The sequence below is a fragment of the Mucilaginibacter lacusdianchii genome (genome assembly GCF_009770985.1).
Classification (GTDB): Bacteria; Bacteroidota; Bacteroidia; order Sphingobacteriales; family Sphingobacteriaceae; genus Mucilaginibacter; species Mucilaginibacter lacusdianchii.
Window position 1 is genome coordinate 142,555 of record NZ_WSRW01000001.1, and the last position, 22,396, is coordinate 164,950.

A 22,396-nucleotide genomic window follows, 5' to 3' on the forward strand; every position below is an offset into this window, starting at 1 on the left:
ATTTAATCAGAAAAAGCTTAAATAAATCTCAACTTTTTAAATAAAAAGACAAAATTTCTTGGATTTATAAGAATTTACCGAGATAATCTGGAAAAATCCCAAGCAACAATACCACAAACGCTGCTACTATGCAAAATGTCACCAAGCTTTTATTGATAATGGTTCCCTCCTGATGATCTTCCGGCTTTTTCAAAAACAAATTGAGCGGAATTTTAAGGTAGTAAAACAAAGAAACTACTGTAGTAACCGCACCAGTAACCAATAAAAGCATTAAAATAATACTATGATTTTGCTGATACACGGCGTAAACTGCCGAAAACACTAGTAATTTACCATTAAACCCCGCTGAAACCGGCAAACCAGTTAAGGATATTAATAAAATAACAAAACTTACAGAAGCAACCGGATATTTTATGCCTAATCCGCGATAATCATGCAAAGTGTGGGCCTGTACGGCGTTAGCAAAAAAGCTTACCAAAGCCAAAGCTCCAAGGTTAGCAATTGCATACACCAACAGATAAAAATTTAAAGCGGTAACACCCTGTGCACTAAAGGTAACAATAGCCATTAAGGCAAAACCTGTATGCCCGATGCTGGAATACGCCAGCATACGCTTAATGTTTTGCTGCCAAATGGCCGCAAAATTACCGGCAATAAGCGTTACAATAGCAACGGCAGATATGGCCAGCCTAAAATCCAATACATTCCAGTCTGTAGAGGAAATGAACGGTGTCAGGAAATTAATCAGCAACCCGAAGGCGGCTATTTTAGGCAAAGTGGATAAGTAGGCTGTAACCGGTGTTGCGGCGCCCTGATATACATCGGGTACCCAAAAATGTAAAGGCACAAATGACAATTTAAAGCCTAAACCAGCCAGAATAAGCACCAACGCAAAACCAACGCTAAGCGGATTTACCTGCAACAGGTTACGTACAAACAGCGGATCAAACAATTCAATTGTTCCTGTAAATCCATATATGAGTGATATCCCATACAGCATTACTGCTGACGATGCTAAGCCGAACAGGACATACTTTAAACTGGCCTCGGCACTAAACGCATTCTCAGACCGGTAAGCTACCAGCAGATAAGAAGCGATTGATACCATCTCAACTGACAAGAATATGGTTAACCACGTGGCCGACATCACCATAAGGTGCATACCCAACAGGGATGCAATGATGATGGTATATACATCACCCAATCCTTTAGGATGCGCTTTCAGGTTTTCATCCCAAGGCAAATACAGCAACAGTAAAAACGCTAGTCCGTCTAATATCAGTTTTTGTATGGTGGCAGTATGATGAAGCAGTAAATTATTATTAAATAACAACAACGGTGCTTGCGTGCGAAAGGTGGCATATTGTACCAAATCGGCCGTTAAAATAAATAGCAGCCCCGCACACGCTAATATGCGGCACACCCAATCAGATTGCTTGCCAAATATCAGATCGGTTACCAGTACCAGTAAAAACAATATACTTATATACAGCTCGGGCTTAAACAGCGGCAGACTGGTAAGTGTATCATTTAACAGGTTGTGTATGTAGGGCTGCAGTTCGTTCATTAGTTCTTATTGTACAATAACAGATTGATTTTTGGGGTAATGTACCTGATATTTCAATCTCAGTTTCTTTTCGGCTTGCGGGCTCAGATTCATAGTCCATGATACTATACCGTTTACCGCATCAGTTTTACCGCCAGATTGCTCCTGCGTTTCAACCTCAATGGCCGAGTTTTGCGAAACAGGCACCTGATCTTGCACCAGCAAATTTACAGGTTGAGATTTACGATTTCTAACAGTAATCAACCAATCGCGGGTTTCTTTTTTATTGGAACCCAGTAAACTCTGTTTTTCGGTCAGGTCTTTTTGCAGCGTACGGGTAACAACAATGCTTTTATCAGCACCTAACGATAAGTTTAGTGTATCATTCACAGACCTAGTATCTATCAACGATTTGCCGATAAACGTTCCCTCGAAAAATAAATTAGCCTCGCCCGATAAAAAGCTGTACTGATTCCAGTTGGTAAGCTTTGCGGTTAAAAAAACATCGGTGCTTAATTTGGGAGCGACGTAGTATTCAAATGCTGCAGGTACGCTTACCTGGTTAATTTCTACCAGATATTGCTTGCCATCGCTTGGAATACTGTATGGATTATCAATGTTAAATTCAACATTGTTTTGATTTTCATTTTGTTGAACAACAATGGGGTTGCTTTCATAAGACGAAGCACCGGTAATTGCAACTTTAGCATATGCTTTATCTACAGCTACCCCGGCAACCCTTCCCTGCAATGCACTATAACCAACCGTTACAACTTCGTTTAACCGCTGTGTAGATGTTGGTAACGCTACATTGATAGTTTCCACTGTTGCAGATCTTTCCTGCACTTCGAAGCCAACAAAACTATACACTAAGGTTTGATTACCCTGCGGTATCTGGATGCTGTAATTGCCTTCAGCGTCGGTATTGGCACCTATTGAAGTACCTTTCACTTTTACAGCAACACCAGCAAGAGGCTGCCCATCATCCTGCCCCACTACCCTCCCGGTAACTCGCGTGATATGCGCTACTTGGTTTGTATAAACCATTCCTAAGTTTAAGTAATATGGATTAAGTTCCGGTTTACTACCACTTACTGATGGGTTGCCTGTTGATAGTGTCAACTTAATATTATTCCACTCCTCGCCGCTTTGCTGGTTCACGTTGGCTTTGTAAGTGATAGTAATAGGACTGTTTACGTTTTTAGCACGAATATCATAGGTTGGATACCAACCGGCACGGTTTACCAAGTAAGTAAATGTAAACTGTGATTGCAGCGCCGCTTTGGATGATACCGTAACTTGTATAGTGCTGGTTGCTTTGCTGTCGCTTCGGCTCACTTCAACTATCTGGCGATCATACTTTTGCAAATCGGCATTTAATTGAGTAATCAATTCATTTACTGCTTGCTGCTTTCTTTTTACCTCGGTTAAGCGGGCCGTTTGGAAATCGAGCGCTTGTTTAAGCTTCAACACATCCAAACTGGTGTTAGCACCACTAATTACCTGATTTTTCAGCAGCATATTTTCTTCTTCTTTGTAAATGTTGAAGGCGCTGTTTTGCAGTTCAAGCCTGTTACGAATAAGGTGCTGCTGATCTTGTAATTCCTGCACCCGTTTTTGTTTAGACTGTTCGTTCAGATAATCCAGTTCGCGCTTAACGGATAGTATCGTAAAATCGCCACCAGCTTTAACCTGCAAACTTTGCACATCCATATCGGCGGCCAATCCTTCGAACGTTAGGGTAGAATTGCCGGCCGGTATATTGGCCGTTGCTGTACGGGTAACCTGCGCGCCGCTTAAAAATAACACTACTTTTTGTGCTTTTGATGGAATTTTAGGGCCGGTATCGGCTTTGCCTATTACAGCGACGAAGAACAAACCAGCGGATAATAATAATTTTTGGATCATGATTGAGTTGCTCAAGGTTATACATGTTGTTTGTTGAACCGGCAACTGCCTTACAGCAGATGCCGAACATATATAAGATGCAGCAACAGGTACTATTCCATAAATTATTTTACCCGTTTTGCTCATTTTTTATTTATGCTGTAAAAACTGCACAAATGCCAGCACCGAATCATTGATTTTATCCAGCGCCAAAGAAGGCATAATACCCAATATCAGGGCTAGTAAGGCCAATGGCAGCAGGGCTGCTTTTTCACGTACATCTAATTTGGTTAAAGCCGTTCTCCATATTTCGCCGCCTTTCAGCAATTCTTTGCCAAAAAACATCCGCTGCAGCGTCCACAAAAAGTAGGCGGCACTTAACAATATACCCACCGAACCGCAAACCGCCATCCAGTGCGGGATAAGCGTTGACTTAAAAGCGCCAGCTAGCGAGAAAGCCTCGGCCACAAATGCCGAAAAGCCGGGTAAGCCTAATGAGGCGAAAAAGGCAATCATAACATAAGTGGCGTACTCGGGCATTAAAGTAGCTAATCCGCGGAAATTATAAATATCCCGGTCGTGTACGCGGTTGTAGATTACCCCTACCAGGAAGAATAGCATTGATGATAAAAATCCGTGACTAATCATTTGCATCATAGCACCGCTTACACCTTCGGCAGTTTGCGAGGCAACGCCTAACAATACAAATCCCATATGCGACACAGATGAATAGGCAATCAGGCGTTTCAAATCACGCTGAGCTAAGGCATTTAATGCACCGTACAAAATGGAAACAACACCTAATAAGCCTAGCCAGAAAGCGCAAGATGCGGCTACCTCAGGAAAAATACCCATACAGATACGGATAATACCATATCCGCCTATTTTAAGCAGTACCCCGGCTAAAATGATAGATACCGGCGTAGGCGCTTCCACGTGTGCATCGGGCAGCCAGGTATGCAATGGCACAACCGGCACTTTAATAGCAAATGCCACAAACAGTACCACAAAGCCCACTACCCTGGCCGATATACCGAAAATGGTTTGCGGCACAGCCAATCCGAATACCGAATATTTTTGAAAATTAGCTGGGTTCATCATCTGTACAATATTGAACGTATGATTGCCTGTGGCCGGGTCAGTAACCGAAAGGTACAGGCCTACCATTACCAATAACATAAACACCGAACCAAACAGTGTATATAAAAAGAACTTAATGGCAGCATACTCGCGCCGTACACCACCCCACATACCAATTAAAAAGTACAGCGGCAGCAGCATCAGCTCGTAAAACAAGTAAAACAAAAAGAAATCAAGCGCACTGAATACACCCATTACAGCCATATCCAACAGCAGAAATAATACGAAGTAGCCTTTTAGGTTGCTTTTAATTTCCCACGAGGCCAGCGTTGCAATCACCATCACAATAGCACTCATTACCAATAGCATAATTGACATACCATCGGCCCCTACAAAATAATCAATCTGCATTTTACCAACAGTGCCTAAATTCAAGCTAATCCATGGCAGTTTATGTACAAACTGGTACTGACTTTCCTGATTTATACCGCCAAAAGCTGCGCCAGTTTTGAAATTTAAGTACATGAATGCACTCATTCCCACCTGTAATAAGGTAGCCAGCAGGGTAATGTATTTAAAGCTTGCCCTGAATGATGATGGTAAGGCCAGAATAATCAGTCCGAACAGTGCAGGGGTAAAAATGAGTAGAGTTAATATATTCATCAGGTTCAGATCAATAATTTAATGATAAACACAGCAAGTATAACGGCCAGCATGCTAAACAGGTAATATTGAATTTTACCGCTTTGAAAGCCGCGGAAAAAGTTGCCAATGGCACTGGTGGTAGCAGCAATTAAATGCAGGGTGCCATCTACAATATACCGGTCCGTCCAGGCCGACAATGCTGCCAGCATTTCGGTAATTTTAGTAAGCAATTCTATCAAGCCGTCAACCACCGAGCGGTCAACCCAAAACAAGGCTTTACCCAACTGCACTACGGCATTGGCAATTACATTACGGTAAAAAATATCGATATACCATTGGTGGTATGACAAGCGGAACCAAAAGCTGGTTTGCGGAAACACCAGTTTGCGCTCTTGAATATATACCGCATAAGCCCAGTAAGCTACAAAAACGCTGGCTATGTTAATACCGATAGGAACAAGCATATGATATGCGCTCTCGCGTGCCAGATAATTGCTTGGCGCAAAACCTTGATACAACCAAGCATGCTCATAAGCTACAGGATTGATAGAGAACAGCGGAAACAAGCTGCAAAGCGATAAAAAAAGAAGCGGTAACGTGTACTGCCAACCACCGTCGCTAACATGCAGGTGTACATTGGGTAATATTTCTTTTAACCGAAACTCACCAAAAAACACTTTAAATATCAAACGCGCCACATAGAAAGCCGTAAGGCAACTGGTAAGCATAATACCGTAAGGCACCAATCTAAACATAGCACTGCGACCATCAGCCCATTCAAAAGATTGAATCAGGATACCGTCTTTAGACAGATAACCGGAAGTGAGCGGAAAGCCAACCAACGCCAGGCAGCCAACTACGCAAGCCACGAAAGTAACCGGCAACTTTTTGCGCAGTCCGCCCATATATAAAATATTTTGCGGATCGATATCCAGCTCATTTTCCTCTTTAATGTGCTGCATTTCGTGGATGATGACACCGGCACACAGGAACAGCAAACATTTAAAAAAGGCGTGTGTAGCCAAGTGGAACAATGATGAAGAATAAGCATTGATGCCCATAGCCATAATCATGTAGCCTAATTGCGATATGGTAGAATATGCCAAAATACGCTTTAAATCATTTTGCGTAAGGGCGATGGTTGCTGCCATGAAAGCGGTAAAGCAACCAATAACCGCCAGTATATCTAACTCGGTAGTATTGAACATTGGATATACCCTACCCAACAAAAACACACCGGCGGCCACCATCGTAGCGGCATGGATTAAAGCTGATACGGATGTTGGCCCTTCCATGGCATCGGGCAGCCAAGTGTGTAATGGGAACTGGGCTGATTTTGCAGCAACTGCTAATACAATACCAGTAAAGGCCACATATTGCCATACAGATGATATTCCCTCAGAACCATAAATAACCCAGCCATTATGCGGGGGTACTATACTGGAAGATGGCAACCATAAGCCATCTTTTATAGTAGATGTATAAAGCAACCCTTTTTCACCAAACAGCTGAACTAAATCAAATGTATGGTACTGTGCAAACAGGATAATGATAGCTGTTAGCAATCCGATATCGCCTATACGGTTCATGATGAAAGCTTTTTTGTTGGCTTGAACGGCGCTATCGCGTGTAAACCAAAAGCCGATGAGCAGGTAGGATGAAAAGCCGACTAACTCCCAAAAGGCATATAACAATACCATGCTATCAACCACCACCAACGCCAGCATACTAAAACAGAACAAGCTGAGGTAAGTAAAGTAGCGGTTATTCTCGTGCGTTTTGATGTAAGCGGTTGAGTAAATATGAACAGGCACCGCAACTACCGTAACCAACAGCAGCATTAAAACCGACAAGTTATTTAACCATACGCCAGCATAAACAGGCGTTTCGCCTATGCTAAACCACAACTGCTGCCCGTGTATCTGCTGCATGTTCCATATACGAGCAAATACCATAGCCGCCAAAACTGCGCTCATTAACACAGCACCGGTTGATATCCAGCCCGACATTTTGCTACTTTTGCTTGACACCATAAAGTTGATCAGAAAAGCAACAAAAGGCAGTACCACCGCAGCTAGTGCGTAGTATGTAGTTTGTAAATCAGTATTTGGTAAAGGTGTATGCAATGGTTAATCTTTTAACTGGTTTACTTTTCCCGGATCGATAGTTCTGTACCGGCGATACACGTTTAGTACAATGGCCAGGGCTACCGCTGTTGAAGCAGCTGCCAGCACGATAGTGAACAGTGCAAAAGTTTGACCGCTGTTGTTCAACTTATCAAACTTGCTAAAGGCTACTAAATTTAAAATAGCAGCATTCAGCATCAACTCAATACCAATTAGTATTTGTACTGCGTTTTGTTTGGCTAGTATCACATATAAGCCTATACAAAACAGGCCTGCACTAACTATTAAATAATGTGTTAACGTAATCACAGGGCTTCCTCCTTCCGGGACAGATGTGCCGCGCCCACTAGTGCCATCAATAGTAATATGGAAATAGCCTCGAATGGCAGCAGGTAGTTAGTCATGAGGTTGATGCCCAAGTTTTGAATAGTGCCATCGGTAGGCTGAATGATGTTACGCTGTTCGGCTGCTTGCTTTAACCAAGGCAAATTATCAACCTTAGCCATAAGTATAATATTAACCAGTACTACCAAAAACAACGTTGCCAGCAAAAAGGCCGGAAGATTGTGTACCGACAGGATATGATTCTGCCGCTGCTGTAAACCGGCCAGCGATTCGCGGCCCGATAGCATAAAGGCGAACAGGATGAGCACCAATATTCCCCCAACATATACCACTACTTGCGTAACCGCCACAAAATCGGCGAGCGACAATACATACAAACCCGCCAGCGCAAACAGGGTAATGAAAAACATAAACACCGAACGCACCAAATTTTTACTGGCGGCCACATATAAAGCAGAGCCCAGCGCAATAGCTGCCATCAGGTAAAACATCACCTGCACCATGTTCATGACTGGTCGCCCTCCTTCTTTTTCATGGCGGCTTGTTTGGCAGCCAGCTTTTCGGCCTGCTGCTTATCAAAAGCGGCACGCTTTTCTTCAGCTTCCTGTGGCGTCATGGTCGAAAACTTATAGGTAAGTTCGTCCAGGTCGCGGGTGGTACGGTCGTACAGGTTAGTCATGGTGATGCACTCAGTTGGGCACACTACGGTGCACAGGCCACAGTACATGCACTTAGCCATATCAATGTTAAACTTGGCTGCATATAAACGTTTGGTGCTACCATCAGACGTCTGTCCGATGGCTTCCGTTGCTTTGATAGATTCAATATCTATGCAATCAACCGGGCAAGCTTTGGCACATAAATCACACACTATGCAATCGTCTATTTCTACATCCAATTGGTAGCGCCCCACCTCGGGAATGGGAATTTGCTGTTTGGGATACTGAATGGTATTAGTCCCCTTTTCCAGCTGTGTAAAATAATTTTCGGATTGTATGGGCTTAACCTCCCGTTTGCTATTAGGGCCAAACAGGTGTTTCAAGGTAAGGTTTAACCCCTCCCAAGCCGTTTTAAATCCACTATATGTTTTATTGAAAATCAATCTTCTAGTCGTTTAAATTTTCCTTTATGAAATAATACCGCAACTTTCAACAAAATTATTTACCGCTTTCTACATCACCCACAAACGCCAGATACCCGATATAATCATACAGGCAAAGGCTAATGGCGTAAGCACTTTCCAACATAAGTTGAGCAGATGGTCGATGCGCAAACGGGGCAGTGTCCACCGGATCCACATTTGTACACCAATCAAACCCAAAGTTTTAAGCAGTGTCCAAACTATCCCCCAGGCAGCATTCGTTGTCCAGTCGGCTAATTTTACAACGCCAATGTTGGGTAATGGTGTGTTCCATGCACCTAAAAATAGTATAACGGCTATCATAGATACCAGGAACATCATCGAGTACTCGGCTAAAAACACAAAAGCAAAACGCAAACCGGTATACTCGGTATGAAAGCCTGATACCAGTTCTGATTCAGCCTCCGGGATATCGAAGGGCGCGCGGTTACTTTCGGCCAGTGAGGCAATAAAGTAAATTACAAAAGCAACAATTAAGTGTGGCGCCTGAAATATGTTCCACGCTAATAAGCCACCAATATGGCTTACATCCCACACACCAAGAAACTTAATTTTTTCGGCAGATAAGATGCCTTGTTGAATGGCTACTCCCTGCAAATCGAGCGTTTGACTAATCATCACCACGGATATCAACGCAAAACCGGCCGGAATTTCATAGCTGATAATTTGTGCAGCCGAACGCATGGCCCCCAGTATGGAGAACTTATTGTTAGACCCCCACCCTGCCATCAGGATGCCTAGTGTTTCTATAGAGATAATTGCGAACGTGTAATATAAGCCAATATTAGTATTGGATGGCACTAAGCCCGGTGCCCAAGGCAGCGCAGCAAAACCCATGTATACCGCTACAAAAATGATGATAGGCGCTAGGATGAACAGCCACTTGTCGGCCGCTGCAGGTATAATCAGTTCCTTTTGCAGCAGCTTCACAATATCAGCCAGCGTTTGCAGGGTACCGAATTTTCCGGTTTCAGTTGGACCAAGGCGGTCTTGAATAAAAGCTGACACCTTGCGTTCAGCATATACACCAAATAGTGTAAATACCGCCACAAAGGCAAATACGCCAACGGCAACCAGTATATATATGATATAAAAAGCCAATGTAAGTTTACAGTTACGATGCAAACTTAGCTAATTCTGTTCATATAGCATCGCCATTATTTAGAATTAATCTACTGAACTAGTCGTTTTTATAAAGCCGCTTTTTGACAGAAGGATGTAGACTAACATTACTGCTTCATCGACACGTAGGTAGATTTTACTTCATCGTCAGTAAACAGCGAAGCATGCTTGTCAAAATCCTCGGTGTCATCAGTTGTGGTAAAAAAGCGGCGATCCTGATTACGGGTTAACTTTTCTTCTATATCGGGATGGCGCTGCAGGTAATCAGCCAAGCTGACGGCTACAATATCGCCCTGAGCAACCACATTGACGTCAGCTGGCAAATGAGTTTTAATTTTATCTTGCAGTAAAGGATAATGCGTACAGGCAAGTAGCAGCGTATCGATATGAGCCGACTGTGACATAATTTCGTCCAGATACTGCTGCACATAATAGTCTGCGCCAGGTTTATTATACTCACCGTTTTCTATCAGGGGCACCCAAAGTGGGCAGGCTTGCTGGTATACCTTAACGTCTGGAAAAAACTTTTCAATTTCTATGAGATAAGAATTGGACTGTATAGTGCCTTTAGTACCCAACACCCCTATTTGGTTACTATTTGTATACTCACCTATCACCTCGGCCGTAGGCCTGATAACACCCAGCACTCGTTTGTGTGTGTAGGGCGAATTAGGTAAGTCTTGTTGTTGTATGGTGCGCAGGGCTTTGGCCGATGCTGTATTGCAAGCCAAAATAACCAACGGACACCCTTGGTTAAACATCCATTGTACGCACTCCCATGTATATTCATGTATGGTTTTAAAAGAGCGGTTACCGTAAGGAGCCCTGCCGTTATCGCCCAAATAGATGTAATCATATTGCGGTAATTGTTTTGCAATAGACCGGTATACGGTTAATCCACCTATACCCGAATCAAAAACACCAATGGGGCGACTGCTTTCCATACCAGCAAAAATAGAAAAAGCGAATGCTAATGCATCCGCTTTTCTGTTTAGTTTAAATTATCGGGTTAATAATCTTTATTTGATACCTAATTTTAATTTAGCAGCAGCCATTAGGTCATCACCAGCTGGCGATACAATCAAGTTAGTAGTTCCAGAATCGATTACGTAAGTATAACCTTTTTCTTTAGCTACGGCACTGATAGCAGTGCGGGCTTCGTCAACCAAAGGTTTTACCAGCTCGTTTTTCTTAGTTTCAACTTCCTGAGCAAATTTGTTCTGATTGTCTTGGAAACGTTTTTGCATGTCTTGCAATTCTGTTTCTTTAGTTAAACGAACGGCATCTGTCATAGTACCTTTAGTTTTATCGTAATCAGCAGCTTTGGTTTGTATTTCGGTGTACATAGCTTGCAACTGATCGGTAAACTGCTTTTGGTAAGTTTGCAGTGAAGTATTTACGGTTTTGGCTTTAGGCATTTGTGAAACCAGTTCTTCGAATGCGATATAGCCGATTTTGCTTTGTGCTTTAGCAAAACTTCCCGCCAGTAACATACAACCTGCAACTAAAGCAACTCTAAATAATTTTTTCATTTGTTCTTCTTTCTTGTTCTGTGTTTTATGGGTGCTATTTTATATTAAAATTTTTTATTTTGCAAGTACGCCCGGTTTAAGACCTAAGCGCGTAATTACTAATGCGCTTTTATCATACCTCGGGTTTGCATACAGCATCATCACTTCGCTGTTTTTATCAAAAATCATATCCAAACTTTCGTCTTCGGCCACCGCTTGTACAGCTTTGGCTATACGGTCTTGAATAGGTTTGACTAAAGAGGTGCTGCGTTGTGCCAATTCTCCGTCAGGACCAAATTTGGAACGCTGAAAATCTTTGGCCGCTTTTTCTTTATCCACAATTTCTGCTTCACGGCGCTTTTTCATGTCGCCAGTCATCAGCACCTGGTCGGCCTGATAAGCTTTGTATAAACGGTCTATTTCCTGAAAACGACCGTCAACTTCTCTCTGAAACTGTTCTGACAAAGCAGCTAATTGCTTTTGTGATGAAGCGTATTCTGGTACGTGTTTCAAAATATAATCAGAATCAACATAGGCAAACCGTTGTGCCCAGGCTGATACTACGCTTATTAACGTTAATGAAAGGGTTATCAGTATTTTTTTCATAAAATATTTATTAATTAAAACCACCGTTCAAGCTTTGTGCAATTGAGAAGTGGAACTGGCCTTTGTTGGCGTCAGGTATACCCGGAATTTTGTCGAAACCGTAACCATAATCCAAACCCAGTAAACCAAATATCGGTAAAAATATTCTTGCACCAACACCAGCTGAACGTCTGATGTTAAACGGATTATAATCGCTAAAATTATTCCAGGCGTTACCACCTTCGGCGAAAGTTAATAAAAATATAGTTGCCGACTGTGATTGAATAACCGGATAGCGCAATTCCATAGTAAACTTGTTGTAAATGGCACTACCAGGGTTGGTGTTTGCATTGTAGTTTGTACCTACCGGAACGATAGAGAAGTTTTGGTAACCACGTAAACCAATGATATCACTACCTTGTAAGAACTGGTAAGTAGCCATACCATCACCACCCAATTTAAAGCGCTCAAACGGCGACTGGCCAACCAGTTTATTATACGAACCCAGGAAACCAAAGCGGGTTTGCGACATCAGCACCAGTTTGCCGGCAATGCGGGTAAACCATTGTGCATCAAATTTCCATTTATGATACTCCACAAACTTGTAACGCTCCTCGGGTGTGGCAATACGATAGTTGGTACTGTTGAACAGTGAGTATGGCGGCGTAGCTTGTATGGTGAAACGAATGTTTGATCCGGCAGTTGGATAAATAGGCGCATCTACCGAGTTACGGCTCAATTCCTGCGTTAACTTAATGTTATAAGAGGTACCGTTCGAGAATAGGTAACCCGAAAAGTTATCCAGCGTATAGTGGTCAAAGTTTAATGAATAGTTTAACTGGAAGTAATTATCAGGCCAGTTTAAGCGTCTACCTAAGGTAACACCCACACCATTGATGCGCAAATAATTGTATAGCGGGTTGCTTTTAGCATAAAACTGCCCGGTTGAACTTAACTGTGTGTAAGCCGACAAACTGAAATAGATAGGCTTTTTACCACCCAACCATGGTTCAGAAAAAGTAAACGAGAAGTTCTGGTAGTTTTTACCGTTAGCTTGTCCGCGTAAGCTCAATTTCTGACCATCACCTTTAGGCAACGGGCGGTAAGCTTTTCCGTTAAAAATGTTTTTGATGGAGAAGTTGTTGAACGTTAAGCCCAGCGTACCTACCAGCTGACCGCCACCAAAACCGCCTGAAAGCTCAATTTGGTCTGATGGTTTTTCAACCACGTTGTAAACAATATCCACTGTACCATCCTGGGTATTGATATTGGTTGGCTTCGGCTCAATCTTGGTTTCATCAAAGTTACCCAACTGGGTTATTTGACGCGTACTGCGTACAATTAAGCTTTTTGAAAACTTTTGACCAGGTTTGGTAGCCAGTTCACGCAATACTACTTTATCATTTGTAACCTCGTTACCTTTTAAAATGATACGGTTAATGGTATACTGTGCACCTTCGTAAATACGGATGTTCAAATCTACGGTATCATTGTAAATGCGGGTTTGTACAGCTTCCGAACTGAAGGTCAAATATCCGTCGTCTAAGTAAAGTGAGTTCACGTCGTTACCATCGGGCGAACCACCGTTAAGCCTTTTGCTTAGCTCCTCTTCGCTGAATACATCACCTTTTTTGATAGCTAATACTTTTTCAAGAACGCTTGTTGGATAGCGGGCGTTACCAGCCCATGTAACATTGCCAAAATAGTACTTATGACCTTCGTAAAGCTTAATTTTCACGTTTACACTCTGGTCATCATGACGCCATACCGAATCAGATAAAATCTCGGCATCACGATAGCCTTTGGCTTGCATTTTCTCTATCAGTGTTTGTTTATCTTCGTCATATTGGGTTTGTTTGAATTTTTTGGAACCAAATATGTTGTAAAATTTACGCTTACGTGTTTTAGGTAAAAATTTGCGCAGCCTGCTATCGCTGAAAGCCTGGTTGCCTTCAAATATAACGTCGTTAATTTTCACCTTTTTCTTTTTATCAATAGCAACATCTAAAATTACGCTGTTTTCATCGGCTGGGTCTTTACGCTGTTTTATATCAACAGCTGTGTTTAAGTACCCTTTTTCGTAAAAGTGCTTTTTGATGATAGCGGTAGTAGTTGTCAGCAAGTTTTCGTTTACAATTTTGCCGGTCTTGTCACTCAGCTTTTTCTGTATATCCTCAATCTCGCCTTTACGAATACCGGTAAGGTGCAGGCGCGACAAACGCGGGCGCTCAACAACTGCGATTTCCAGATATACGGTATCTAAATTAATTTTAGTTATATATAACTGAACATCATCAAACAAACCGGGCGACCACATGTTCTTTAATATATTGGCAGAGGCTTCACCAGGTAATGTTATCCTGTCGCCTTTGCTAATTTTGGCCATTTGTATCAATACATCTTTATCCAGATTTTTGGTACCGGTCACATCAATACCGCCAATAGTATAATCTTTTGGATTAAGGTAATTGATACTATCAGCAGGCGTAGCAGATTTAAACAGCGACGGCTTACCCTGTCCGTTATTTACCTGGGCCAGCGCTATCGTGCTTATCAAAGAAAACAGAATAGCAAAAAATAATTTATTCATTCAAATATTTTGTGCGCTAAAAATAAAAGTTACAGTTGTTAAAAATTGTTAAAAGAAAAATTAGTTCACCTGCTCGCTGATTTTGCCAAAGCGGCGCTCTCTTTTCTGATAATCCAGTATGGCTTCAAACAAATCTTCCCTGCGGAAATCGGGCCATAATTTTTCGGTAAAATACAATTCTGCATATGCAATTTGCCACAGCAAGTAATTACTGATACGGTACTCGCCGCTGGTTCTGATCAGCAACTCCGGGTCAGGAATATTATGGGTGTACAAGTTTTGCGCAAATACATCTTCATTTATATCTTCTGATTTTAACTCGCCACGCTCTACTTGCAGTGCAATATTTTTAGCAGCCTGCATAATTTCGCGGCGCGAGCTATAGCTTAAGGCCAATGTAAGTACCAATCCGGTATTACCAGATGTTTTTTCGATGGCACCTAAAAGTTCTTTGTGGCATTTACCCGGCAGCATGTTCAAATCGCCAATAGCATTTAACCTTACGTTGTTTTGCATCAGCTTTTTTATTTCCTTGTTGATGGTACTTACCAGTAATTCCATAATTGCGGTAACCTCAAAACTAGGACGATTCCAGTTCTCGGCCGAAAAGGTATATAATGTCAGATATTTTACGCCCAGTTCGCCGGCACCCTCCACTACATCGCGTACAGATAATACGCCATTGTGGTGCCCAAACACCCTTAACTTACCTTTACCTTTTGCCCATCTGCCATTACCGTCCATAATAATGGCAATATGCTCAGGCAGTTTTAATAAGTCAATCTGATCTTTATACCCCATGTTGTTAATCAATACAGCTTATAAGCAGTATGTAAAAAAACAGCAATGCCTACAGTTTTTACCGGCTCTGCCTGTGTTAGTGTTTGTAATGAGTTAATCACCGTAAAAATTCATATTGTTTAAACAGGCATTTACCCCACTAAAACTCAAAATTTTCAGGGTACAAAGGTAAAACTATACTTTGGTTTTTTTATTATACAACGCAAAAAGAATATATGTAACTTATTAAATGCTTGTTTTTTAATCAATCAATATAACCAACAAATGAAAAAGGCTTTACTATTAAGTAAAGCCTTTTAATATGGCAAAGGGAATGTCAGTACGCTAGGTATCTACATACACGCCCTTTATTAATACATTGCTTTTTGTTTAAGCAAGGTTATATCAGCTGGCGTAATATCTACAATGGCAAAACGATCGTTTTTAGTAATGTGTAATTCGTCAAGCGCATTCACTAAATCGCTGTAAATGGAGTGTGCACTGGGCTTTACTAATACAATCATATCTTTACCAGTAGCATCATGAATGGCTTTTTGGTTGTTGAGCAACGCCTGGCGCAAACCTGCTTTGCTATAATCAACCACTTGTGGCTTGGCATTTTTTGTTAAGCCAGCGTACAGTAGCACTTTATTGTTTTTACCAAGGCAAACCGTTAAAGTTCGCTTGTCTGACACCTCTCCGCCGGTTTCATTGGTTTTATCCGGCATTGCCAAATCCATAGCCTTGGGCTTAGATAAAGTAGTGGTGAGCATAAAAAAAGTAACCAGTAAAAACGCTAAGTCAACCATGGCAGTCAGATCAACACGTGTGCTTTGGGTTTTGCGCAGGGGCTTGCCATTAGTGTTGGCAGAGGCAGCATTCAGTTCGGCCATAACAGTAAAGATTTAAGGTTAAAATAATTGGTTTATTACTTGTTTAAACGCTTAAAGTCAGTGGTTTGTTATGGATTGCTTAATTATTGAAATAATGATATAATAGCTACGCTATTTATCATCAAATGCTAACGGACACAAGGGCTTTTTATCAATAATGCCCTTTAAATAGTTTAAGTCCCAGTTAGGCAAACTTTTAAATTTGATATGATTGGAAATAATATAATTATAAAACAATCTACTCACCATTACCTCACCTGCATGTATACCATCTAACATATAATCATCTGTAAGACCTATTTGCTTGGGCGTGCAAAAGGGAATAACATGATATTTATTTTTGATTAATTTATTTTGAAGACTTAAATAAGTTGGAAAAATTTGTTGAAAGCCTTTGTTAGTAACTGCATAACTGTAAAAGTCATCAGACATTGGAGGACAATAGACAATAAGGTCAATGCCCATTTGCTTAATAGCAGATAAGCTATTTAAAAGTAAGTTCACCTTGTGTAAGTCAACCTTCATTGGCTTGTTATACATTAACGTGTTAGCCTGGAGATGCTTTTTGTAACCATATACATCCGAATAGTGCTTGTTACTTAAGTAGTTTTTAATTTGATTCCAGTTGTGCATACTGCCATCCCTACGGTAACCATTGCCTTGCATACCGGCCTTTCCATACCCCTTGTACAAACAGCTACTATCATTTAAATCATTAATAATAACTTGATGCCAGATACTTTGTATAGCGCCTATATGATTGTTTAAATTATTTACACCATCCTTATCGGGATTTGTGATGTTGTTTTTGGTGTCAAAAACATAACTTTTTTTTATCCATGAAGGATCAAAACCGAATATAATAAGTTTAGGTTTGTGTACAACGTTTTTGCGTATCATACTCACATAGGTATGAAGATCATACACATTTCTCAACATAAATCCGCCATTGTAAAAACGACTCTCATAAGGGTGGAAATAAAAATCGCGATATTGTAACACTACCGATATGCCCAGCGTGATGATATCTGGCTTTTTCACCTTCATCATCGCCATTTTAAGTGGCGTTTCTGGATTGTTGAACAACGTTCTACCAAAGTAGATTTCATCTTTACCAGACAACTGTTTCTGCATCACTGTATTTATTGGAACAGTTTCTTTATATCGATACAGCAATGCCTCTCCTACTATAATGAACAAAGCAACAGGAATAACAAAGATTAATAAACGGAGTAGAAATCTTTTCATTACTAAAATTTAAAGTAGTAGAAATCTGCCTGTCCAAAAAAACCACAGTACAGTATTAAAAAAGTGATACAGAACTCGATAGCTATCCTGAACGGACGATTTATCTTACTAATTTCGAACTGATGAGCTTTATCTTGCTGCACCCATTCGAATGCAAAAAACAACACCAATATAGCCGTCCATTTAAGCGTATCTATATCGGGTATGCTTAAACCTTGTAACATAAACAAGCGCTGATAGTAAGTAAACGCAACGTGCACGTTAGGTGCCCTGAACAAAACAGTTGTTAATGCAACCAGTAAAAACGTAAACACCATTGATACTCGCGAAAAGAAAGGGTTTTCTTTTAAATAGTTGATTACATTTTTTACCGCTTTTGATTTCTTTGAAACAATGTTAGGAATGTAGTATAGCCCATGCAGTATACCAAAAACTATAAAAGTAAAGTTTGCTCCATGCCATAAACCTATTAATACAAAAAGTATAACCGTGCAATATAGCCGCCATAACAAACTCTTTTTATTTTTACGCACAAGTGGCAGGTAAACATAATCTCTAAAACAGGTTGTTAAAGATATATGCCAGCGCGTCCACGCCTCTGGAATGGTTTTGGCAAAAAAGGGTGTTTTGAAGTTTGTTACCAGTTTAAATCCAAACAACTTGCCGGTACCAATGGCGATATCTGAATAGCCCGAAAAATCAGTATATAACTGAATAACAAAAAATATCATTCCTTTAAAAAGCTCGCCACTGGTGGCATGCTCATAATTAAAAAATATGGTATTTACCCGTAAAGCTAAATGATCGGCAATGATTACTTTTTTAAAAATCCCATAGGTAATTTGCCGCATACCATCTACGGCCTGATAATAATTAAAATGCCGGGCACTAGCCAACTGTGGCACTAGCTGTGCAGCTCTTTCTATAGGGCCGGCAAGCAATTGCGGAAAAAAGCTGGTGAAGCTTAAAAATATCACATAATTGGTTGTTGGTTCAATTTTGCCTTTATAAATATCGAGTGAATAGCTAAGCGTTTGAAAAGTAAAGAAGCTAAGACCAACCGGCAAAATGATATTTAACGTATGCAAACTATCATTAATGCCGATACTTGATAATGTGTTATGAAAAGAATCAATAAAGAAGTTAAAGTATTTAAATACGAAAAGTACGCCTATATTTAATAATAAACTTAGATTCAGGTACCGTCGCTTCCACACTTTATCTGCTTTATGCATTCGAATTCCGATAAAGTAATCAAGAGTTGCACAAACAAATATCAACAACAGAAAGCGATAATCCCACCAACCATAAAACACATAATTAGCAATCAAGATAAACGCATTTTGTGCTTTTAAGTGTTTGTTTAGCGCCCAGTAGATAAAAAAGCTAATTGTTAAAAAAATAACATAATCAACAGTTATAAAATTCATTTATGTAGATGAGGGGGTGATAGCCTGACAAAGCTATCAAAATTAACAAGGGAATTTAAAATGATTATTTTCTTAATTAAAATTACAATAATTATTAGTTAAATTATTGCTTAAAACCACTAAAAGTAACAATTCTGGGTTACAAAAGTGTAAGAGATAGTAAGACCAAAAAACCAATAAGTATCGCGATTGCGCAAATCGCCACGCTGAGTACCGGCTGTGCCGATGTTGGTAGGTAAACGTTCGCCCGACCGGTCAGATAATGCCAGCGCCACCGGATTATTGACGCCGGCTTTGGGTGCATAGTAGCCAGCTACATCGTCTAAATAGTCGGTTCTGGGATTACGGTAGCCGATATCGGCAATTAAATTGAGTTTGCCCGAGAAGTTATATTTAATGCCTACACCATATGGTATGGAAAACGCAGTGTTTTTGTAAGGCTTGCTTTGTCCTTCGGTAGTCAGCGGGCGCAGATCATACATCTCTCCCTGATACATGGCACGTGGCGTATACTTTACGGTTCCAATACCGGCATAAATGAAAGGGGTAAAAATATTTTTTCCGTTTTCGGGCTGGTATTCCATAAAGTTGAACTCCCCTATCAGGCTTACTTCCTGAAGACGGGTAACAAAGCTTAAATTTCGGTTGCGGAATTGCTCATACTTGGATGTGCTGTCTGCTCCCTGTATTTGCCCAAGCATATATTGTACTTTGGCCGACAGGTAACCATTGATATTGCGTTTTACAAATCCGCCGAGGGCAAATCCGCTTGGCTTAACAACATTTCGCTGATTCAAATCGCCCATGTAACCGGCAGCACCAGCAGTAACACCCAATTCCCACGTTTGGGCGTAGCAAACCGATGCCGATGATAGAATTACAAATAATACAAACTTTATTAATAGGAGTTTTTTACCAATCACAACCTCTTCTAAATTAACTTTATTTCCTATTGCTTTAGGGATGGGTCAAACCATAACGCCACATATTCAATTGCTTAGTTAGCTTCTTCAAACCAACAATTCTCCATGTTTACGAAACCTGTGATACGATGTTTTACAACGCTTACCATTTTTATAACCGCACTGTTAAAAACAACCTTAATAGTTACGCGCATCTAATCCCCAAAGTAATTTATTTCTTAAGGTCGACAAATAGCTTTGGTTGTTTAACCGCACCAAATTAAGTTTAAAGCCGGCCTTACGCACCTGAAACTTCATACTTTTATCAATTACGGCCGTGCGCGAGTCGCACGAAACAAGGTAATTGGCGCTGCGGGTTTCTACTTCAAAAGTAAGCACGCTATCATCGGGCAATACAATAGGCCGTACATTAAGGTTATGCGGTGATACCGGCGTTACTACAATGGTGTTGGATTGCGGGAAAATGATTGGCCCGCCGCAACTAAGCGAGTAGGCTGTTGAACCAGTAGAAGTAGATATGATGATACCATCACCCCAGTAAGAATTTAAAAATTCGTCGTTAAGGTAGGCATGCATGGTAATCATGGCTGCATCATCGCGCTTATGGATGGTGATGTCGTTCAGTGCAAAATTATCATTACCAAAAACTTCCGCTTCAGAATCAATGGCAATCAACTCACGCGGATCTAAAGTAAATTGGCGGTTTACTACAGCCATGATAGCAGCAGCAATGTCGCTTTTATTTACACTGGCTAAAAAGCCTAACCGGCCAAAATTGATACCGATAACCGGCACTCCAGTATCTCGCACCATGGCTACAATATCTAACAAAGTACCATCGCCGCCTAAGGTAATCAGTAAATCAATTACATTACACAATTGGCAGTTAGCATCTAAAACCTTATACCGTGGGTTGATGATTTTGGCATCTAAAAAGGTGTAGAGTTGCTGATGCACATACACATCAACGTCATGCAGGGCCAAAGCATCAAATACCTGCTGTACGTAAGGCAATACTGTATCGTTAAAAGGTCTGCCGTAAACCGCTATTCTCATTCGTTGGTGCAATTACATATTGAGGTAGTTCATAAACGAATCATAACGGTCCATAGAATCGTCGTCGTCATCACTTTGGTTAAAGATGGCTTTTACATCATAACCATACCGCAAAAATGCGGCGTTAATGGCAGAAATATCTGGTTTATTTAATTTAAGTGTTACTTCCATCCGGGTAGAGTGCGGAAAAGTCCGTACATGCGAACTTAATATTTGGGCATTGTCCGACTCTACAATCTGAGCCATTTGCGACATGGAATTATCTTTGGTATTGATTTCGAGCACTATTATGCCGCCCGGTTCAGTTGCCGATGTAATTTCGGCTATACCGTTGCTCATTCCGCTCAGGGTTATTAATCCGGCATAATTTTTAGCAGCGTCCAGCACGGGCACTACGGTAAGCTTATGTTCATAAAACATTCGCAGCACATCATACACATGCTGGTCCTGGTACACAAAACTATTTACCAGCAACTGTGAAAGAGAGCTCACCAACAAATTGTGATCCGGGTCGGTAATATCGTTTTCAGATAGCAAGCCCAAAAACTGTTGCTCATTTACAATTGGCAGATGCCTGATACGGAACTCCACCATGCGGTCAATAGCCTTTTGCAAGGTATCACCGGTGGTAACCGGTGGAATAATATCGGCAGCTAACTCAATTGCAAGCATGTTTTATACTTTTAGTTTAACATTTTCTAAAAACTTTCGCAACAGCCTGTTAAATTCTTCAGGTTGTTCCATCATTGGCGCATGGCCGCACTGATCAATCCAATGCAGTTCTGATTTGGGCAGCAACTGGTTAAATTCAACTGCCACTTCGGGCGGCGTAATCTTATCGTTTTTACCCCATATCAGCCCAACTGGTATTTTTATTTTGTGCAGATCCTTACCCATATTATGCCTGATGGCCGATTTGGCCATAGCCAATATACGCACTACTTTTGAACGATCATTGATAGTGATAAACACTTCATCAACCAGATCTTTAGTAGCCGTTTTAGGATCGTAAAAAGTATACTCTACCTTTTCTTTTACAAAATCGTAGCTCTCCCTTTTCGGAAAAGAGCCGCCAAAGGCGTTTTCATACAAACCTGAACTGCCGGTTAATACCAGTGTCTTTACATATTCGGGGTGCGACAGGGTATATATCAACCCTACGTGCCCACCCAATGAATTACCTAACAAGGTAATATCTTTTAAGTTCTTTTCTTTAACAAACTTATGTACGTATTTGGTAAGCGTTTTAACGCCGGTAGTTAGTAACGGCAAATCATATATAGGCAGTATAGGTATAATTACCCGGTACTCACTTTTAAATTCTTCAATTACTTTTTCCCAGTTGCTTAAAGCACCCATCAGGCCATGTAGCAGCAATAATACTTCGCCTTCGCCTTCATCAATATAAATAAACCCTTTTTCTTCTTTAAGCGCAAAGTTCATAAGTTGTAATACAGTTTTTCTTTATTACCAGCACCTTATACCAAA

Annotated in this window: 20 protein-coding genes; all 20 read right to left on the bottom strand. The window is 40.9% G+C overall.

Going from position 1 to position 22,396, the window contains the following annotated elements; translation table 11 throughout:
- Window positions 1–64 precede the first annotated feature (64 nt).
- Window positions 65–1,567, bottom strand: a complete 1,503-nt coding sequence (locus GPM24_RS00685; protein WP_158824820.1) for an NADH-quinone oxidoreductase subunit N — start codon at window positions 1,565–1,567, stop codon at window positions 65–67.
- Window positions 1,568–1,573: 6 nt separating this feature from the next.
- Window positions 1,574–3,454, bottom strand: coding sequence for a DUF4139 domain-containing protein (locus tag GPM24_RS00690; protein ID WP_158824821.1), 1,881 nt, complete (start codon window positions 3,452–3,454; stop codon window positions 1,574–1,576).
- A 129-nt stretch (window positions 3,455–3,583) separates the two neighbouring features.
- Window positions 3,584–5,176 carry a complex I subunit 4 family protein gene (locus GPM24_RS00695; protein ID WP_158824822.1) on the bottom strand — a complete coding sequence of 531 codons (1,593 nt, stop codon included), beginning with the start codon at window positions 5,174–5,176 and terminating at the stop codon, window positions 3,584–3,586.
- Window positions 5,177–5,181: 5 nt separating this feature from the next.
- Complete coding sequence (locus tag GPM24_RS00700) at window positions 5,182–7,284, bottom strand: NADH-quinone oxidoreductase subunit 5 family protein (protein ID WP_233268699.1); 2,103 nt, start codon at window positions 7,282–7,284, stop codon at window positions 5,182–5,184.
- A gap of 3 nt (window positions 7,285–7,287) precedes the next feature.
- Complete coding sequence (gene nuoK, locus GPM24_RS00705; RefSeq protein ID WP_158824823.1) at window positions 7,288–7,593, bottom strand: NADH-quinone oxidoreductase subunit NuoK; 306 nt, start codon at window positions 7,591–7,593, stop codon at window positions 7,288–7,290.
- Complete coding sequence (locus tag GPM24_RS00710; protein ID WP_158824824.1) at window positions 7,590–8,138, bottom strand: NADH-quinone oxidoreductase subunit J family protein; 549 nt, start codon at window positions 8,136–8,138, stop codon at window positions 7,590–7,592. The genes nuoK and GPM24_RS00710 overlap by 4 nt, the downstream gene beginning before the upstream one ends.
- Window positions 8,135–8,731, bottom strand: a complete 597-nt coding sequence (locus GPM24_RS00715; protein WP_199269674.1) for a 4Fe-4S binding protein — start codon at window positions 8,729–8,731, stop codon at window positions 8,135–8,137. The genes GPM24_RS00710 and GPM24_RS00715 overlap by 4 nt, the downstream gene beginning before the upstream one ends.
- Window positions 8,732–8,800: 69 nt before the next feature.
- Entirely contained in the window at window positions 8,801–9,871 is a 1,071-nt protein-coding gene (gene nuoH / locus GPM24_RS00720) for an NADH-quinone oxidoreductase subunit NuoH (protein WP_158824825.1), read from the bottom strand.
- A gap of 128 nt (window positions 9,872–9,999) precedes the next feature.
- Entirely contained in the window at window positions 10,000–10,836 is an 837-nt protein-coding gene (gene murI, locus GPM24_RS00725) for a glutamate racemase (RefSeq protein WP_158824826.1), read from the bottom strand.
- 75 nt (window positions 10,837–10,911) lie between these two features.
- Window positions 10,912–11,424 carry an OmpH/Skp family outer membrane protein gene (locus tag GPM24_RS00730; protein WP_158824827.1) on the bottom strand — a complete coding sequence of 171 codons (513 nt, stop codon included), beginning with the start codon at window positions 11,422–11,424 and terminating at the stop codon, window positions 10,912–10,914.
- A 54-nt stretch (window positions 11,425–11,478) separates the two neighbouring features.
- On the bottom strand, window positions 11,479–12,009 hold the full coding sequence (locus GPM24_RS00735; RefSeq protein WP_158824828.1) for an OmpH/Skp family outer membrane protein: 531 nt from the start codon (window positions 12,007–12,009) through the stop codon (window positions 11,479–11,481).
- 10 nt (window positions 12,010–12,019) lie between these two features.
- Window positions 12,020–14,578, bottom strand: coding sequence for an outer membrane protein assembly factor BamA (bamA, locus tag GPM24_RS00740; protein WP_158824829.1), 2,559 nt, complete (start codon window positions 14,576–14,578; stop codon window positions 12,020–12,022).
- Window positions 14,579–14,638: 60 nt separating this feature from the next.
- Window positions 14,639–15,379, bottom strand: coding sequence for an undecaprenyl pyrophosphate synthase (uppS, locus tag GPM24_RS00745; RefSeq protein ID WP_158824830.1), 741 nt, complete (start codon window positions 15,377–15,379; stop codon window positions 14,639–14,641).
- A 350-nt stretch (window positions 15,380–15,729) separates the two neighbouring features.
- Window positions 15,730–16,251: an ExbD/TolR family protein gene (locus GPM24_RS00750; protein ID WP_158824831.1), complete on the bottom strand. Its 522-nt coding sequence runs from the start codon at window positions 16,249–16,251 to the stop codon at window positions 15,730–15,732.
- 111 nt (window positions 16,252–16,362) lie between these two features.
- Window positions 16,363–17,499: a hypothetical protein gene (locus tag GPM24_RS00755; RefSeq protein WP_158824832.1), complete on the bottom strand. Its 1,137-nt coding sequence runs from the start codon at window positions 17,497–17,499 to the stop codon at window positions 16,363–16,365.
- Window positions 17,500–17,501: 2 nt separating this feature from the next.
- Window positions 17,502–18,929: an MBOAT family O-acyltransferase gene (locus GPM24_RS00760; RefSeq protein ID WP_158824833.1), complete on the bottom strand. Its 1,428-nt coding sequence runs from the start codon at window positions 18,927–18,929 to the stop codon at window positions 17,502–17,504.
- A gap of 119 nt (window positions 18,930–19,048) precedes the next feature.
- Window positions 19,049–19,852: a type IX secretion system protein PorG gene (porG, locus tag GPM24_RS00765; RefSeq protein ID WP_158824834.1), complete on the bottom strand. Its 804-nt coding sequence runs from the start codon at window positions 19,850–19,852 to the stop codon at window positions 19,049–19,051.
- A 177-nt stretch (window positions 19,853–20,029) separates the two neighbouring features.
- On the bottom strand, window positions 20,030–20,908 hold the full coding sequence (locus tag GPM24_RS00770; protein WP_158824835.1) for an NAD kinase: 879 nt from the start codon (window positions 20,906–20,908) through the stop codon (window positions 20,030–20,032).
- 12 nt (window positions 20,909–20,920) lie between these two features.
- Complete coding sequence (locus GPM24_RS00775; protein ID WP_158824836.1) at window positions 20,921–21,580, bottom strand: CBS domain-containing protein; 660 nt, start codon at window positions 21,578–21,580, stop codon at window positions 20,921–20,923.
- A 3-nt stretch (window positions 21,581–21,583) separates the two neighbouring features.
- Window positions 21,584–22,351, bottom strand: coding sequence for an alpha/beta fold hydrolase (locus GPM24_RS00780; RefSeq protein ID WP_158824837.1), 768 nt, complete (start codon window positions 22,349–22,351; stop codon window positions 21,584–21,586).
- Window positions 22,352–22,396 lie beyond the last annotated feature (45 nt).

What these genes read in the sequence shown, in the direction of transcription:
- GPM24_RS00685 (WP_158824820.1), bottom strand. Translation starts at nt 1,567, where the DNA reads ATGAACGAACTGCAGCCCTACATACACAACCTGTTAAATGATACACTT.
- GPM24_RS00690 (WP_158824821.1), bottom strand. Translation starts at nt 3,454, where the DNA reads ATGATCCAAAAATTATTATTATCCGCTGGTTTGTTCTTCGTCGCTGTA.
- GPM24_RS00695 (WP_158824822.1), bottom strand. Translation starts at nt 5,176, where the DNA reads ATGAATATATTAACTCTACTCATTTTTACCCCTGCACTGTTCGGACTG.
- GPM24_RS00710 (WP_158824824.1), bottom strand. Translation starts at nt 8,138, where the DNA reads ATGAACATGGTGCAGGTGATGTTTTACCTGATGGCAGCTATTGCGCTG.
- murI (WP_158824826.1), bottom strand. Translation starts at nt 10,836, where the DNA reads ATGGAAAGCAGTCGCCCCATTGGTGTTTTTGATTCGGGTATAGGTGGA.
- GPM24_RS00730 (WP_158824827.1), bottom strand. Translation starts at nt 11,424, where the DNA reads ATGAAAAAATTATTTAGAGTTGCTTTAGTTGCAGGTTGTATGTTACTG.
- GPM24_RS00735 (WP_158824828.1), bottom strand. Translation starts at nt 12,009, where the DNA reads ATGAAAAAAATACTGATAACCCTTTCATTAACGTTAATAAGCGTAGTA.
- bamA (WP_158824829.1), bottom strand. Translation starts at nt 14,578, where the DNA reads ATGAATAAATTATTTTTTGCTATTCTGTTTTCTTTGATAAGCACGATA.
- uppS (WP_158824830.1), bottom strand. Translation starts at nt 15,379, where the DNA reads ATGGGGTATAAAGATCAGATTGACTTATTAAAACTGCCTGAGCATATT.
- GPM24_RS00750 (WP_158824831.1), bottom strand. Translation starts at nt 16,251, where the DNA reads ATGGCCGAACTGAATGCTGCCTCTGCCAACACTAATGGCAAGCCCCTG.
- GPM24_RS00755 (WP_158824832.1), bottom strand. Translation starts at nt 17,499, where the DNA reads ATGAAAAGATTTCTACTCCGTTTATTAATCTTTGTTATTCCTGTTGCT.
- GPM24_RS00760 (WP_158824833.1), bottom strand. Translation starts at nt 18,929, where the DNA reads ATGAATTTTATAACTGTTGATTATGTTATTTTTTTAACAATTAGCTTT.
- GPM24_RS00770 (WP_158824835.1), bottom strand. Translation starts at nt 20,908, where the DNA reads ATGAGAATAGCGGTTTACGGCAGACCTTTTAACGATACAGTATTGCCT.
- GPM24_RS00775 (WP_158824836.1), bottom strand. Translation starts at nt 21,580, where the DNA reads ATGCTTGCAATTGAGTTAGCTGCCGATATTATTCCACCGGTTACCACC.
- GPM24_RS00780 (WP_158824837.1), bottom strand. Translation starts at nt 22,351, where the DNA reads ATGAACTTTGCGCTTAAAGAAGAAAAAGGGTTTATTTATATTGATGAA.